The sequence below is a fragment of the Evansella halocellulosilytica genome (genome assembly GCF_002335745.1).
Lineage (GTDB): Bacteria > Bacillota > Bacilli > Bacillales > Salisediminibacteriaceae > Bacillus_CA > Bacillus_CA halocellulosilytica.
The window spans coordinates 4,776,988-4,793,631 of record NZ_NIST01000001.1 but is presented as its reverse complement, the minus strand read 5'-3'; the positions used below and the strand labels follow the sequence as shown (position 1 = coordinate 4,793,631).

General features: G+C 37.3%; 15 protein-coding genes. 14 read left to right on the top strand and 1 reads right to left on the bottom strand.

Going from position 1 to position 16,644, the window contains the following annotated elements:
• Nucleotides 1–65: 65 nt before the first annotated feature.
• The 8 genes from CD001_RS22645 (at nucleotide 66) to CD001_RS22610 (ending at nucleotide 8,796) form a co-directional block, all read left to right on the top strand.
• Entirely contained in the window at nucleotides 66–1,007 is a 942-nt protein-coding gene (locus tag CD001_RS22645; protein ID WP_096189875.1) for a carbohydrate ABC transporter permease, read from the top strand.
• A complete protein-coding gene (locus CD001_RS22640) occupies nucleotides 1,004–1,822 on the top strand; it encodes a carbohydrate ABC transporter permease (RefSeq protein WP_096189874.1) in 819 nt (272 codons plus the stop codon). The genes CD001_RS22645 and CD001_RS22640 overlap by 4 nt, the downstream gene beginning before the upstream one ends.
• 25 nt (nucleotides 1,823–1,847) lie before the next feature.
• On the top strand, nucleotides 1,848–2,909 hold the full coding sequence (locus tag CD001_RS22635; RefSeq protein ID WP_257009906.1) for an NAD(P)-dependent alcohol dehydrogenase: 1,062 nt from the start codon (nucleotides 1,848–1,850) through the stop codon (nucleotides 2,907–2,909).
• Entirely contained in the window at nucleotides 2,906–3,910 is a 1,005-nt protein-coding gene (locus CD001_RS22630; protein WP_096189873.1) for a zinc-dependent alcohol dehydrogenase family protein, read from the top strand. The genes CD001_RS22635 and CD001_RS22630 overlap by 4 nt, the downstream gene beginning before the upstream one ends.
• 264 nt (nucleotides 3,911–4,174) lie before the next feature.
• Nucleotides 4,175–6,250, top strand: a complete 2,076-nt coding sequence (locus CD001_RS22625) for a BglG family transcription antiterminator (RefSeq protein WP_096189872.1) — start codon at nucleotides 4,175–4,177, stop codon at nucleotides 6,248–6,250.
• Nucleotides 6,243–8,027 carry a PTS sugar transporter subunit IIA gene (locus tag CD001_RS22620; protein WP_096189871.1) on the top strand — a complete coding sequence of 595 codons (1,785 nt, stop codon included), beginning with the start codon at nucleotides 6,243–6,245 and terminating at the stop codon, nucleotides 8,025–8,027. Before CD001_RS22625 ends, CD001_RS22620 begins: the two co-directional genes overlap by 8 nt.
• A complete protein-coding gene (locus tag CD001_RS22615) occupies nucleotides 8,024–8,275 on the top strand; it encodes an HPr family phosphocarrier protein (protein WP_096189870.1) in 252 nt (83 codons plus the stop codon). Before CD001_RS22620 ends, CD001_RS22615 begins: the two co-directional genes overlap by 4 nt.
• Nucleotides 8,276–8,430: 155 nt before the next feature.
• Entirely contained in the window at nucleotides 8,431–8,796 is a 366-nt protein-coding gene (locus CD001_RS22610; RefSeq protein ID WP_096189869.1) for a hypothetical protein, read from the top strand.
• 227 nt (nucleotides 8,797–9,023) lie between these two features.
• Here CD001_RS22610 and CD001_RS22605 read toward each other — a convergent pair whose 3' ends face one another.
• Nucleotides 9,024–9,200 (bottom strand): YjcZ family sporulation protein, encoded by a 177-nt coding sequence (locus tag CD001_RS22605; protein ID WP_096189868.1) that lies wholly within the window; start codon nucleotides 9,198–9,200, stop codon nucleotides 9,024–9,026.
• A gap of 514 nt (nucleotides 9,201–9,714) precedes the next feature.
• Between CD001_RS22605 and CD001_RS22600 the strand changes: the two genes are divergently transcribed.
• The 6 genes from CD001_RS22600 (at nucleotide 9,715) to CD001_RS22575 (ending at nucleotide 16,281) form a co-directional block, all read left to right on the top strand.
• Nucleotides 9,715–10,089 (top strand): DUF2294 domain-containing protein, encoded by a 375-nt coding sequence (locus CD001_RS22600; protein ID WP_096189867.1) that lies wholly within the window; start codon nucleotides 9,715–9,717, stop codon nucleotides 10,087–10,089.
• 141 nt (nucleotides 10,090–10,230) lie between these two features.
• Complete coding sequence (locus CD001_RS22595; RefSeq protein WP_096189866.1) at nucleotides 10,231–11,250, top strand: sodium-dependent bicarbonate transport family permease; 1,020 nt, start codon at nucleotides 10,231–10,233, stop codon at nucleotides 11,248–11,250.
• A 335-nt stretch (nucleotides 11,251–11,585) separates the two neighbouring features.
• Nucleotides 11,586–12,338, top strand: coding sequence for a DUF3784 domain-containing protein (locus CD001_RS22590; protein WP_096189865.1), 753 nt, complete (start codon nucleotides 11,586–11,588; stop codon nucleotides 12,336–12,338).
• Nucleotides 12,339–12,714: 376 nt separating this feature from the next.
• Nucleotides 12,715–13,485, top strand: coding sequence for an alpha/beta fold hydrolase (locus CD001_RS22585; RefSeq protein ID WP_096189864.1), 771 nt, complete (start codon nucleotides 12,715–12,717; stop codon nucleotides 13,483–13,485).
• Between the two features lie 6 nt (nucleotides 13,486–13,491).
• Nucleotides 13,492–15,072, top strand: a complete 1,581-nt coding sequence (locus CD001_RS22580; RefSeq protein ID WP_096189863.1) for a UDP-N-acetylmuramoyl-tripeptide--D-alanyl-D-alanine ligase — start codon at nucleotides 13,492–13,494, stop codon at nucleotides 15,070–15,072.
• A gap of 12 nt (nucleotides 15,073–15,084) precedes the next feature.
• Nucleotides 15,085–16,281, top strand: coding sequence for a D-alanine--D-alanine ligase family protein (locus CD001_RS22575; protein WP_096189862.1), 1,197 nt, complete (start codon nucleotides 15,085–15,087; stop codon nucleotides 16,279–16,281).
• Nucleotides 16,282–16,644: the final 363 nt, after the last annotated feature.

Genomic DNA, 16,644 nt, shown 5'->3' with positions numbered 1-16,644 from the left:
AATCTCTCCTTTACATTCACCTTTTATCTAAAAAGTAAGATTGTCTTAATAAGGGGGATCGATAAATGAAAAGTACAGAAATTGAACAACAAACTTCCGTGCCAGTAAAGGAAGAAAAGAAGGCCGCTTCAAAAAAACGAAAGCCACCTATTAAGAGGCTCTTACTTCCAGCTTTTATCTTTGTTTTCATTGTTACGCAAATACCGTTTATCGTAACGATCTATTTTAGTTTCCAACGGTGGAATATTATGCGCCCGGACTTAGGTGTCACGTTTAATGGTTGGGGAAATTACCAAAGAATTTTAACAGAGTCGGCGTTTTGGCAAGTCGTCTCTAACACACTTTTACTTACATCAGCATCTCTTTTCCTGTGTCTTGTCCTCGGTATGACGTTTGCTTTATTAATGAACCGGGATTTTATTGGAAGAGGAATGGTCCGTACGATGTTGGTCACACCGTTTTTTGTTATGCCAGCTGTATCCGGTATTGTTTGGAAAAATTTAGTGATGAATCCTAACTATGGGTTAACGGAATATTTTGCTAGTTTAATAGGTACACGACCAGTAGATTTGTTAGCCCAGTATCCATTATTAACGATCATTATTATTGTAACATGGATGTGGACACCATTTTTTATGCTGATTTTACTTGCTGGTCTCCAGTCGGTCTCGAAAGAACTAATTGAGTCAGCTCAGTTAGATGGGGCTAACAAGCTGCAAACGTTCTTTTACATAGTTATTCCGCACTTACTTCGATACATCGAAGTGGTGTTACTGTTAGGGTTAATCTTTATTTTACAAATTTTTGGTAAGCTATACGTAACGACATCTGGTGGACCGGGTTACTCTTCAACGAACTTATCCTTTTATACTTTTCGAACTGCCTTTCAAAGCTGGGATATTGGAGGAGCCGCGACCATAGGTGTCATTACGGTTGTCATGACGATTGCTGTCATGATGGTTCTATTCCTATTCTTACGTCGAACATTTAAGGGGGAATTATCATGAGGAAAAAACTACAATCTCATGGAACGACAGCTATAACGTATTTGTTAGCATTTTTGTTCTTTTTTCCGATTCTATGGTTATTAACGACAGGGTTTAAAACAGAATCAGAAGCAATTGTTATGCCCCCTTCTCTCTTATTCCAACCGATCTTTGATAACTTTGTGACGGTTTGGAGTGCAGGGGCTCAAGGATATATGACCAACTCTATCATTGTCACATTGGCATCAACCGCATTGTCGTTGTTATTAGGAGTACCGGCGGCTTTTGCATTAGCGATGTACCAACTGAAAAGAGCAAATGATATTTTGTTTTGGTTTATTTCAACGAAGTTTTTACCGATTGCTGGGGTTATCATTCCTATTTACCTTATTTTCCAAAGTATCAATTTATTAGATACATTAACAGGATTGATTATCTTGTATGCAGGAATGAATACACCTCTTGTCGTATGGATGATGAGGTCGTTTTTTAAAGAAGTTACATACGAGTTAATTGAAGCAGCTCAGGTCGATGGTGCCACGGGAATTCAAACGTTTTTCAAAATCGTTTTCCCACTTGTTCGGCCAGGCCTTGTGTCAACGGCATTGCTGTGTATGGTATTTGCTTGGAATGAGTTCTTCTTCTCGATTAGTTTGTCTTATACAAATGCAGGGACTTTGCCTGTATACATGGCTGGATATATGACACAAGAAGGGCTTTTCTGGGCGAAAATGTCAGCTGCAGCAACAATCTCAATTCTACCTGTCATCATTCTTGGCTGGTTTACGCAGAAACAGCTCGTTCGTGGACTCACTATGGGAGCCGTGAAGGGATAATTTAAAACAGATAGGGAGTGATCTAGTGGTAAAGAAAACAATGAATGCAGCTATCCTTGATAAACCATTTTCTATAGATGTGAATGAAATAAAGATTCCTGTACCGAAAAAAAATGAAGCATTAGTCAGGGTTCGTTGTATCGGCATATGTGGATCAGATGTTCATTATTATGAGTACGGGAAGATTGGCCGATATGTGGTCAAACAGCCACTTATCCTAGGGCATGAATTAGCCGGAGATGTTGTTGAAGTAGGGGCAGATGTTAAAGACGTTGTTCCTGGTGATCGTGTTGCCGTAGAACCAGGGGTTATATGCGGTACTTGTGATTTTTGTAAGAGCGGTCGCTATAACCTCTGTCCTGACGTCGAATTTATGGCCACACCTCCGATTGACGGGGCTTGGGCAGAGTATGTGACAGTTCGCAGTGACTTCTTGCATAAATTACCTGACTCCCTTTCCTATGAGGAAGGAGCGTTGTTAGAGCCATTATCAGTTGGTTTTCATGCTTTAAATCGTGCGAATGTAAAGCCGTTTGACCGCATATTAGTAACAGGCCTTGGCCCAATTGGTTTGTTAACAATAAAAGCGGCTCAGGCTTATGGAGTCAATGAAATATATGCGAGTGATGTTGTCCCCTACCGGTTACAAAAGGCGAAAGAATTAGGTGTCACGGCAACTATCAATCCACTAGAAGATTCAGTAGAAGAGTTTCTAACAAAGGCGACCGATCATAAAGGGGTAGATGTCGTTGTTGAAACGTCTGGAAACAGTAAAGTTATTTCCTCAACAATCGAGCTGGTAAAGCGAGGTGGCCGCGTTGTTCTCGTAGGCCTCCCAACAACAGAGAAAACGGAAATGAATATTTCTCATTTCATCGATTCAGAAATCGATCTATACGGTGTGTTTCGTTATGCAAATACTTATCCTAGTGCTATTCAGGCTTTAAAAGGTTCGTCACACAATATTGAAGATGTTATAACTCACAAGTATTCACTATGTGAAATTAAGGAAGCTGTTGAACTAGCAAGAACCGATAAAGGTTCGAGTATAAAAATCATGATTTATCCAAGCGGGGTGGAAGAATGAAAGCATTAGTGATTGAAGAACCAGGAAAAGCAGTTATTAAAGACGTTCCTTATCCAAAACCAGGTCTGGGGGAAGTAACAGTAAAGGTCAGTCAAGTCGGGATTTGTGGAACGGATGTTCATATCTATAAAGGGGAATTTTTATCTCCTTATCCGATCATACCGGGACATGAGTTTTCAGGTATTATTCATGAAGTTGGGGAAGGGGTCCCTTCTTTCCAAAAAGGGCAGCGAGTTGCTGCAGACCCATCATTATTTTGCGGTAAATGTGAGTATTGTATGACCAATAGAGGGAACCATTGTGAAAATTGGGGAGCATTAGGAAACACTGTAGATGGAAGTATGGCTGAATATGTTAAAGTTCCTTATAAAAATTTGGTGGTTCTCCCTGAGGAGATGTCCTTTGAAGAAGGTGCTTTTATAGAGCCACTTGCATGTGTTGTTTATGCGATGCACCGACTCCAAATGAAAGTAGGGGACCAAGTGCTGCTATTTGGAGCAGGTGCGATGGGGCAACAATTAGTCCAGTCGTTCAAAGCTGCAGGTGCCTCTCAGTTAGTTGTTGTTGATATCTCTGAAGAAAAACTGCAGCTAGCAAAAGAATGGGGAGCTACCCATGTTTTTACGAGTGCACAACTAGAAGAGGCTAGAACCATACAGCCAAGAGGCTTTGATATCGTTGTCGATGCTACGGGGATTCCGAACGTGATAGAAGAAGCATTAACTTTTATTGGACCAGTCGGCAAATATCTACAGTTTGGAGTAACACCAACAGATGCAAAAATTAAGATGAATCCTTTTGACCTATATTATAAAGATTGGACATTGATCGGCTCGATGGCTATTAACCATACATTTATCCCTGCCTTCAATTGGTTAAAGGAAAAAAGGATCGATGTTAGTCCGTTAGTTTCAAAGAGTATCTCATTAGAAGAAATGCCATCATTCTTAGAAGGTCCAAGAGATAAGAATTTATTAAAAGTTCAGGTGAAAATTTCCTGATATATCATTGAATAAGGAATAACCAAGTAGTTGGATAAGAGGGGATTTGCATTTTAACTGATTGGCTTTGTTAATAATAATTGTTGATTATAAAGACACAAAAGGGGGAAGGTAATGGTTTTCTGCTAGAATCTTCTCGTCCTAAGGAAAAACTGAAGTCCTCCCAAGAACAATAAAACTTAATAATTTGTTATTCTGCTATATATTTTACAGAATGTTTAGTAAAATTACAATCAAACGCTAGTATTAGGGGATGATTGCTTCATGATTGGTACTAGACAAAAACAGATACTACTAAAAATGTTAGAACAACAAAAACCAATTTTCCAAAGAGAGCTTGCTGAATCCTTACAGGTCAGTGTTAGAACGATACAACGTGAAATTCAAGGCCTTCCTAGACTATTAGAATCTTTTGACTGTTTGTTAGAAAAAAAATTTCGTAAAGGATTATTTATAGATGGAAGTCCTGAATCAATAGAGCAGCTAAAAGGTTACCTATCGAATGAGGAAGATATCGTTTACCTTTCGCCTAAGGAACGACAAAAAGGCCTTACTATAGATCTACTTTTAGCAACGGAGCCGATTAAGCTCTTTGCTTTAAGCCGAAAGTATATGGTGACAGAAGGCACGATTAGTTACGATTTAGGTGTCATTGAAGAATGGTTTCAGTCTGTAAATGTAAAGCTCATTAGAAAGCCTGGGACAGGGGTATACATTAAAGGGGGAGAGAGGCAGATTCGACGTGCTGTCTCCCTTTTTCTTCATAATGAAGCAACTGTAGAAGAATGGCTGGAATTGTTCCATCATATTGAAGATGGTGACTTAAACGAACACAAGTTTTTACAGATTGTAAACTCTTCTTTAATTAAAGCAACGAAAGATTCGGTAATAAAAGTACTGGAAAATAAAGAAGAGAAGCTCACCCTTTCTGACCGAAGTTATGTCAATTTAATCGTTCATTTAAGTTTAGCAATTGAGAGGGTATTACATGGTGAAAATATTTATAAAGATGAAGAGTCATTAGAAGAACTTATTGACCACGAATCACTGTATTTAGCAAAAGAGATTAGTGATGAGATTGAACAGTCACTTGAAATGAACTTACCTCATGAAGAAGTTTATTATATTGCGCTACATTTACAAGGAGCGTTAATAAGCGGACGCAAGGAAATGGGGTTAGAACGAAGTGGGGATGAGTTATATTGGGAAGACCTTGCGAGATACTTTACGAAATTAGTAGAAAAAGAAAGTGGACTCTCTTTATCTCATGATTTGTACTTAATTCAAGGTCTTGTGTCACATTTTATTCCTACCGTACAGAGGCTAAAGCTCGGCTTGGAAATTCACAATCCATTAATTGGGCAAATTCAGTTAGAGTATCAAGATATATATAAAGATTGTGAAAAAGCAGCAGCTAAACTTTCTGAAAGAATCGGATATACGATCCCGAAGTCTGATGTTGGTTTTTTAACGATGCATGTTGGTGCGTCAATATTAAGAGCTAAAGAAAAAGATACGTTCACTGCTTTAGTTGTATGTGCTAGTGGGTTAGGTACATCTAGTTATTTAGCGATGAAACTATCGAAAGAATTTGAGAACATCAAAATCATCGATAAAGTTTCTTACCAAAAGGTCGAACAATGGCTCGATACCCATTCATCAGTAGACATTGTCATTTCTACAGTGCAGTTACCAACAGTAAAACACGATCATATATGCACCGTTTCTCCACTATTACAAGAAAATGATTATGAGATCATTCAACAGCAGCTAGCAATCATTCAATCAAGCCAAACAGAAAGTGAAATGACTTTCCGAAATCTTGTTATAAACCAGACAGAGTACGGAAAAGCGATTTTGCAAATGCTAAAAAACTTTACATTTCAAAAGATTGAATCGATCAGTCCAGATATGGTAATACCGACCTTAGCAGAACAAGTGAAAGATCATGCTGGAGTTGTTGACTTTGGTGAATTAGCCGCTGACTTGTTCGAACGTGAGCAATTGGGGGCATTTGTACTAGGTTCTTTAGCCACCCTCCATGCTAAAACAAGTGGGGTAGGTGAATTGTTTATCGGAGTATTCCCAGTTGAAGAGTCGATGAAATGGGGAGAAGAAGAAAAAGAAGTCAATCGATTTCTTGTGTTAGCTACTCCAAATAATGCTTCGGATGAATACGTTGAAATGATGAGTGAAGTTAGTGCTAGCTTAGTTGATGACGAGTTTTTACGTGTGATGTGTTTAGGTGATAAAGAACAAGTTAAAAATGAGCTAGGAAAAATATTGTTCGCTTATTATCATACGACTGCTTCATCCAAACAAGGAGCCCATTATGAATAGGTTTGGACGTCTATTAAGTGCAATTCTTTTTCAAAACATCGCAATTATTCTTACCATCGGTTTGATACGTGTCATCTTTGGAGAGTACGGCTGGTTTCCGAATCAAGAAATATCGCAATTCATTGAACCGCTGTTTTATTATTTGCTACCTTTACTCATTGCCTATACAGGAGGAAAGATGGTCGGTAACCAGAGAGGCGGAGTGATAGCTGCGATTGTTATCCTAAGCTTTATTAGTGTTAGTGTTTATCCGATGATCATTGTAGCTATGTTCATTGGTCCATTAATTGGACTTTTAGTGAAAAAAATCGATCAATATTTAGAGCCGAATTTGCCCTTAGGAATGGAACTACTAATTCAAAACTTTGTTGCTGCTTTTGTGGCATCGGTCTTTTCAATCATCGGTCTCTTATTTATGGGGCCATTATTATCATTAGGGTTGGAAATTGTCAATAATACGATTCAACAATTCATCTACTCTGAATGGCTGTTACTCATATCTTTGATCATTGAGCCAGGGAAGGTTCTGTTCTTTAATAATGTGATGAACCATGGCATCTTAAGTCCGCTTGGTATCCAGGAGTCAAGAGAAATAGGGAAGTCCATGTTTTTTATGCTAGAGTCGAACCCAGGCCCTGGAATCGGGTTGTTAACAGCGTATTACTTTATTTCAAAAGGGAAAGAAAAAAATGGTGTGAAATTGTCTTTTGGGATCCATGCTATTGGAGGTATTCATGAAGTTTACTTTCCGTATGTTTTAAGGAAACCAATCCTTATTTTAGGAATGATCATTGGTGGAATGACAGGCGTTCTTTTCTTTCAAACGACAGGAGCGGGCCTCGTTTCGACTCCCTCACCAGGAAGTGTAATTGTCTTTATTACCCTCGCTTCACGTGAAGATCTCATATTTGTTATTACCGGAATATTAATATCAGCAACTGTGACTTTCCTCATTTCTTACGGTTTGCTTAAAGTAAAAGGGATGACAATTGAAAGTAATGAAGAAGAGGAAATAACGCCGCCAAAGAGCAAAGATAAACAATTAGAGAAAATAGAGAAAGTAGCCTTCGCTTGTGATGCAGGAATGGGCTCAAGTGCAATGGGAGCAGCTTTGATACGGAAGAGGTTCAATCAACGAGGCATAGACGTTAAAGTTGTCCACTCATCTGTAGATGAAGTTCCTGACGATGTTGATCTTATTGTGGCTCATGAGAGACTGCGAAAACGTGCAAAAGAAGTACAACCGGATGTTTATTTTTACGGCTTATCATCTTTAACAGACTATAGCAGTTATAATGATGTCGTATCGTTGGTAGAGAGATGGAAAAATCCACCTTTACTTAACAGTGACCATATCGTATTAGGCGAACAAGCAAAATCTATAGAAGATGCTATTACAAAAGTTGGGGCGATCATGCATCGTCTTGGATTAACAACGGAGGGGTATACTTCTGAGATGCTACAAAGAGAAAGAGAAATGTCTACGTACCTTGGAAACGGTGTCGCTGTTCCACACGGAATTAGTCGAAACAGTGATTCGATTAAAAATGATGGAATTGTCGTAGTACAATTTCCCGAAGGCGTTCCTTACGAGGAAGGGGAAGCTTATTTATTTGTAGGGATTGCTGGAGGAAACGAAAAACAAGTAAAAATCCTTTCAGAAATTGCGGCGATTATTGAAAATGAAGAACACATTTCATTACTTGTAAACTCACAACGAAAACAAGATTTTGTGGAGCGTTTTGAAAAACTTATAGATTGGAACGAAGATGAATGATTGAAAAAAATGTAATAATTAAACACTGCGAAGGTATTCATTTACGCTTAGGGACTGAGCTCATCAAGGTTATTGAGTCCCATCAGTCACAAGTGAAGATTTTTTATAAAGGAACGTGGACCCCGGTAAATAGTTTAATTCAATTAATGAAACTAGGAATAGAGGGAGGCGCGATCGTAACCCTTCAAGCAGTCGGTCCAGACGCCGAAAAAGTTGTTGAGCAGGTAACGATGAAGTTAGGGAACTAGTTTAGTAGGAGTGCTATTGAGACTTTTTCATGTCGTGACAATAGCACTTTTCTTATTATTTACAGAAAAAAGGAACTTTTTTTACAATTGGACGTATCTATAATAGCTGTTTTATTTTACAATAAATGGAGTCGTGTTTCAGAGGGGGAATAGAGTTGATTAATGAAGCTACACTTATTATTTCTTTATTAGTAATCTTTTTTCTTATATTTGTCAGTGTCGGATACCTTTTCTTTGTTTTTATTGAGAGATTAGAGTTTACTGGAAAAAAAACAACGGTTTATATTACAGTACAAGTAATAGGGACGATTTTGTTAACATTGATTATTTACCATTTTATCAGCCCTTTTGTCGATCCATCAGGGATGTATATCGAGAACTTACGAAATTACAGCTTTTATTATGTGATAGGTTGGAATGTATTCTTTAGTATTATGGCATTGATTTTTATTGTAAATGCGATTGTTCACCACATTTATGCCCGTAAAAAAGAAAGAGAATGGGAAAATCAGCACACGTAAAGATGAAAAGTGGAGCTATCTCAAAAGCGGTAAAAATGAGAAAGGCGAGCTGGGAATTTACTAAAAATATCCTAGCTCTTTTTTCTATGCGATTCACGATTAAACCCGTTAAAGGTTTATTTTCACACAGGCAGAGACCCGTGGCTTAAAAAAGATTATAATAAAAAAAGAGCGCCTTTTTGGACGCTCTTCTAAAGAGGTTGCCATGTCATGTCGTGTCAAGTGGTTTATTTGACGAATGATGCACCAATGATTACGAGAAGGACGAACAGAACGACTAATAAAGTAAATCCGCTTCCTCCATAAGAAGGTTGGTATCCATAGCCATAACCAGCATCAGCACTACAGCCACAGCCGCAACCATAACCATAACCTCCATAACCGTAATCGCTATAATATCCCATCATTGCACCACCTTTCACCGTGGATAATATACGTTATGCGACTATGGACATGATGGAATGGAGCAGGTGCGGAATTTGTTTGAAAATAGACGTGTATATCCTTCAGGTCGTGCAACCCTCGATAAAATAGTGTTGACAGAAAAAATAGCAAAAGGCTATAATATGTCTATTCATAATAATCCGTAAGATAAGTAATAGGAATCTCAAGTCCAAGTCTACTTTAGCAGACCGTTAATTTTTATTAAATTGACTGTGTGAAAAAGGAATGACAAGGTTAAGGTTCAGATTATGATAAGGCGGTATATTTCATTTGCCCATTTTATGGTGGAAAATGAGATATACCGCTTTTTTTATACGATTAGAATTTATAAAAACTACGAATGATCGTATAACTACAACTAAGACTTTCGCCATTAAACGGTTACAAAAGCATACGAGTGTTTATGCAAGCATCATTCGCATGCTGAGAACCACTTTAACGAAAAGCGAGGTTTAGTTTAGGGAGGTACAAATAGTGGACAATAAAAAATGGACAAAAGGATCATTGGAAGCTGAGATAAGTAAAACTTTAACGCAATGGGAAAAGGATTATTTAGGTCGAGGTTCAGTGTCGGTAAAAACAGATATCCTTAGGGATATGGTGATCGTTGCTTTAAATGGAATCCTCACACCTGCAGAGTACAAGCTTTGTGACACACATGAAGGATTATTGTCAGTAAAGAAAATCCGTTCTGACTTAGTGGAATCTGGTCGAGAACAACTGAGCAAACTGGTAGGGGATTTGACAGGTGAAGAAGTGCAAAGTTTTCACACGGATATTAGTACCCGCACCGGTGAACGAATCATGGTTTTAAGATTATCAAGTGATTTACAAAAGAAATTGTCATAAGAAATTGGGCGACTTTCAAAACATGGAAATGAGTTGAAGGTAAACCGGTATCATTTTAGCTATTTGACGATGTACGTTATATGGCTATTAATACCGGTTTTTTTATTGAGGAAAAAAAGCATAAAGAGGATTGATCAAAAAATGTACGATATCGTTTTGCAGAATTTATTATCACCAGTAGTATTATTTTTTGTATTAGGTATTATCGCTGCTTTATTTAAATCAGATTTGAAATTTCCTAATGGACTCAGTGAAGCTTTAAGTATCTACCTTTTAATTGCGATTGGGATTAAAGGTGGAATTGAACTCTCTCATTATGATATAGGTACCGTCATGAAGCCGATTATGGCAGCTTTGTTTTTGGGAATGACCATTCCTGTACTGTCACTAATGGTGCTTCGTATTATGAAAATGGATCTTCATAATGCGATAGGGGTAGCTGCGACATACGGGTCGGTCAGTATTGTAACTTATGGAGCTGGCGTATCTTTTCTCGATCAGAATGGAATTAATTATGAAGGGTTTATGAATGTTTTAGTCGTGTTAATGGAGAGTCCGGCCATTTTCATATCCTTGCTTTTGTTAAGGGTTATACAGAAAAAACCGATTGACCGAAAAGTAGTTACTCGTCAATTAGGGATAACGGCAGGAAACTCTTCTATAATGAATGGATTGTTTGATAAGGAGTTAATTAAAGAAAGTTTATTTGGAAAAAGTGTATTGCTTTTAATAGGCAGTCTCCTAATCGGTTGGTTTGTTGGCCAAGATGCTTTACCTACTGTAAAACCATTGTTTATTGATCTTTATGGAAGCATCTTAATTTTATTTTTATTAAATATGGGATTAATCGTAGGGCAACGTCTTCCTGAAGTTCGAAAACAAGGATGGGGCATATTGTTATTTGGGATCTGTATGCCAATTGTTGGAGGAACCTTTGGCGTTATGGTCGGGAGTGTGATTGGACTTTCGCTTGGAGGCAGCATGTTATTAGGCGTACTTGGAGGAAGTGCCTCTTACATTGCAGCACCCGCTGCTTTAAGGTCCTCCGTTCCCGAAGCCAATCCATCGATTTATCTAGGATTAGCTCTTGGAGTGACATTTCCGTTTAATTTGATTGTTGGAATACCGCTATATTATGCCATCGCACAAATCCTGCAATAGTGTTTTTATTAAAGAATGTGGAATTTATAAATTTTGGTGCGAGCATTTTATACCGTTTGAGTATGAATAAGGCAAAAGAGGGGTTTTTCCCCTCTTTTTAAAACCGTAAATAAAATAAGAGTTTCCTTTTACAAAAAAATGGAATAGGAATGAAGGGAGTGAATGTTTAGAAGGTGTCATTCGTACTGTACAATGATTTTTTTCGATTTTTACATAACTAGTCATCATTGAAAATATATATGTAAAACGAGAATGAGTGTACAGTGCTTGCTCCTTCGAGTACGTGATGTTTCTGGGTGGTTATGTATTTATAAAAGCTATCAGGAGCGGTGTATATGGAATCAACGGTAATCGTGGTCATGACAATATGTATTCCGATGCTTTTATTGTTTATAGGTGGATACTTGATTTTAAATAAAGGAATGTATGACTTAATTTCTGGCTATGCGTTAAAAAATATGAAAGAAAAAGAAGCGTTAGCGAAAAGAGGATATCCTCAAGCAGTAGGTAAAGTGTTGATTTACAGCGGACTTATCTTATTCATAGGGATGCTACTCTATTTAGCAAACATACCATTTGCGGTTCAAGGTGCATTTTTAACAGTCGTTGTCTACATGTTTACTCATTTATTATTAATCAACAAAACAGATGTAAAGAAAAACAAAGTAAGAACGATGATTATTTTAATCTTTACACAGTTTATTACAATTAGTATTATTGTGTTTGTTTTTACGGCTAGTTACGAAAGAAACGAAATAGAAGTGAGTGACAAAGTTTTTAGTATTACCGGTTATTATGGGGATGAGTGGTTAATTGAAGACATTACGAATGTAGAGTTGGTCGATCAGTTGCCTGATGTGCAAGCACGAGCACACGGTTTTACATTTGGTCACCGTGCAAAGGGAAGGTATTACCTTGAAGGGGTGGGGAGTGGTCATCTATTCGTATACAAAAATGAACCGCCCTTTATTTTCGTGCAAATGAATGATGAATATTTGTTTATTAATTCAAAAAGCGAAAAAGAAACAATAGAATGGTATGATGAGCTTTTAAACAATTGGCTTACAAACATTAACATTCAGCAGTGATCCGAAAGGTCATTACGTACTCTGTATATCAATTTTCATAAAAATACTTCTTTTTTGGTTTCAAACATAAGTACACACCACTTTTTACGTAAAAATATGATAAGATGTAAAACGATGAAGTCGTTTTTAATGATGGTTAAAGCAAGTATTCTAACCATTAACATTGTAGAGGATATGTGAATTTAAGAAATGATGGGAAAAATTATTTTTCAACCATTGTCCCTTGTTCACATTTATAGGTTAAAATAGCATATACAACATAAAGTTTAGTTAAGTTAAACAACGAAGGATATAAAAATAGATATATATACGAATATTTTCGTGTCTTTACTATTGCTACATAATTATTTCATACACTTTGTGAGGAGCGGAAGTCATGTTTGTTGAGATAAATAATATGAAACTGCATTATATATGTGAGGGTGAAGGTACACCGGTCATTTTGCTACACGGCTGGGGGGCAAATATTCAAGCGTTTGCTCCAGTTCATAATCATTTAAAGAAATACCATCAAGTATATACGCTGGATTTACCTGGCTTTGGTGAAAGTGACGAACCGCCAGAACAGTGGGGAATAGAAGATTATACTGATTTTTTAAAAGCGTTTATTGAAAAATTGGAGATTGAGCAACCTATTTTAATAGGACATTCATTTGGCGGAAGAATGTCTATTTGTTATTCAGCTAAATACGGGAATATCAAAAAAGTCATCCTCGTTGGCAGTGCTGGCATTAAGCCGAAGCGAAAGCCTAATTATTATGTTAAAGTGTATACGTTTAAAGCTGCAAAAAACATATTAAAGCTCCCTGGTTTAAATCGCTATTCTGACGATATTTTAACGAAAGTAAAATCAAAGCTCGGTTCAAGTGACTATAAAAATTCAAGTGGTGTCATGCAGCAAACGATGGTGAAAGTTGTCAATGAAGATTTACAGCATTTGATGCCGGAAATAAAGGTACCTACATTACTTGTGTTTGGAGAAAATGATACGGCTACTCCTGTTTCAGATGGTCAACGAATGGAAGAACTTATCCCGGACTCAGGACTAGTCGTCTTAAAAAATGCAGGTCATTATGCTTATTTGGATCAACTCCAACAATTTTTAGTCATCGTTGATAAATTTTTAGAGAATGAAAGAAAGGGATAGACAGTTATGATACTATTATTCACCTTATTATTCATTGCGATCTGGTTCATACCGGTGATTGCAAAAACAATCAAAAGTATCCACATGCTTCAACTAAATTCATATCGAAATGAACGTTATATACGTTGGATTTCAAAAAATAAAGGAAAAGTGATTCAAAAGCGGGAGCTTCTCCTGACCGTTCCGATTATTCTCGCACTTTTTATGTCAGAGTTGGTCCCAGTTTTAACAGCTGTTGCCATACTCGTCCTGTTATTTTTAACGAGATCGAAGGAAATCGAGAAGAAGAAACTCGTTTACACACCGCGTGTGAAGCGTCTATTAACGACAGCGATTATTTTATTTGTCCTAATTGCTGCAGTCTCGTTTATCTTACAGCAAGCAAATATGGAATTTGTGATGATGCTGCTTTTACTAGGTAGTTATGTCATCACCTATTATGTTGTTTTATTAGCCAATACGATCAACTTACCGATTGAAAAACGTATTAGTGAATACTACGTTAATGATGCAAAAAAGCTTGTTCGTTCTTCAAAAGACTTAAAAGTTATTGGGATTACCGGAAGTTTTGGGAAAACGAGTGTCAAACACTTCGTACATGCGGTATTGTCTGCGAAATATAATGTGTTAATGACACCAGAAAGCTATAACACGAAACTTGGTGTCACCCGGACGATTCGTGAGCAGTTAAAGCCATATCACGATATTTTTATTGCTGAAATGGGAGCAAAACAAAAAGGCGACATCGAAGAAATATGTGAACTCGTCAACCAACATTACGGTGTGTTGACAGCTATTGGTGAACAACATTTAGAAACCTTTAAAAGCTTAGAAAATATTAAGAAAACGAAATATGAAATTATTGAAACACTTCCGGAAAACGGAGTAGGGATCTTAAACAAAGATGATGAAAATATCATGTCATACAGTCCGAATAACAATTGCCGCAAAGTATATTACGGCATCGATGCTGAAGATGTAGATATTAAAGCATCAAATGTTACGTTTAGCAGAAAAGGAATGGAGTTTACTGTAAAGCTTAAAAGCGGTGAAGAAGAACGATTCCGTACAAAGCTGCTCGGTAAACATAATGTGTATAACATTTTAGCTGCGATTGCTTTAGGGTTAGAGATGAAAATGACTTTAAAGGATATGGCTAAGCCGATCCGGAACTTAGCTCCTGTTCCACATCGCCTTGAGCTGAAAAGATCAAATGGAAATATTACGATTATTGATGATAGTTTTAATTCAAATCCAGTCGGTTCAAAAATGGCAGTCGATGTTCTTGGCAGTATGGAAGAACAGCGGGTGCTTGTAACACCAGGGATGATTGAATTAGGAGATAAGGAATACGAACTAAACAAAGAGTGGGCAAAATATGCCGCTAATAAATGCGATTATATTATATTAGTCGGAAAAAGACAGACAAAACCACTTCAAGACGGCCTTAAAGAAGCTGGTTATCCTGAAGATAAACTATATGTTGCAGATCATTTGCAAGATGCGTTAAGTGAAATGCACAAAGTCGCAACAAAACCGACAATGGTTTTACTAGAGAATGATTTACCAGATACTTTTAATGAATAGGATGGTGTAAAGATGAAAACAAGAGTCGCGGTTATTTTCGGGGGCGTCTCCGTTGAACATGAAGTTTCTGTTATTTCTGCCCTGCAAGCCATTCAACATATGGATGATACAAAATATGAGGTCATCCCCCTCTATATTTCAAAAGACCGTACGTGGTACACAGGTGAAGATCTTTTAGATATTGACAATTACAAGGACTTAAAAGGATTGCTACAGCGTTCGCAAAAGGTGATATTATCAAGAGGTGGAAACAACAGTGTAGAGTTGCACAAAGATCCAAAGCCGCGCTTCGGCAAAAGCTATATCGGTGAAATTGATGTAGCATTTCCGATTATCCATGGAACATTTGGTGAAGATGGTGTTTTACAAGGATATTTAGAATTGTTAAATCTTCCATACGTCGGCTGTGACGTCTTATCATCAAGTACTGGCATGGATAAAGTCGCAATGAAACACATTTATCGCGATTCAGGACTACCGATTCTTGATTACGTCTGGTTCTACTCTACTGAGTGGAATGAAGACCAAGACAGCTTAGTGAAGAAAATCGAGAATACTCTCTCCTACCCAGTGATCGTCAAGCCAGCAAACTTAGGTTCCAGCGTTGGAATAAGCAAAGCTGCTAACGTGGATGAATTAGAAGAAGCAGTAGAGTTAGCTTCAGAGTTTACAACGAAAATCGTTGTGGAAAAAATGGTACAAAATATGACAGAAGTGAACTGCTCTGTTCTAGGTGATTATGAAGCTGCTGAAGCTTCTGTATGTGAAGAAGTGTTAGGCAGTGATGAAATTTTATCATATGAAGATAAGTATACCGGAGGAGGGGCTTCGAAAGATAGCGGGGCAAGTAAAGGAATGGAATCTACAAATAGAGTCATTCCAGCTGAAATTGGTGAAGAAAAAACGCGTGAAATTCAGGAGATTGCTGTTAAAAGCTTTCAATTGTTAGGCTGCAGCGGTGTATCAAGAATCGACTTTATGATCGATAAAGGTGAAGATAAAGTATACATTAATGAAATTAATACGATCCCAGGCTCACTTTCCTTTTATTTATGGGAGCCGACTGGAAAGCCGTATAAGCAATTAACAGATGAGTTAATACAACTAGCGCTAAAACGCCAGCGTGAACGTGAAAAATTAATGTTCTCGATTGACTCAAACCTTTTCTCGATGAGTAATTTAAGCGGAGGGAAAGGATCGAAAAAATAAGCTTTTCTTATAGGGCATATTGGTTAATAGCAGGGTTGTTCCAAAGTTTTAACTTTGAGAACGACTCTGCTTTTCTTTTAGCTCTTGTAGAAACCTTTATCGGAGTATAATTGGTGAGGTGTGTTGTCGAAGACGCTCGTACTCTCTTTCGAAGATATGATCATAGAAAAACGAGCTAGAACCGTTTAAATCTCGTTTCTTTTTTCTCATAAAAAAAAGACTTTTAACCGAGATCAGAAGCTTCATAATGAATGGCAAAAGTTTTGATTGTTTGGAACTTTCTTTGTGAAAATTATATTTAAACCATAACTTTTTGTAGGTTTTTAGTCTTAATATCATGATAAAATTGAATTAAAAGGAAAT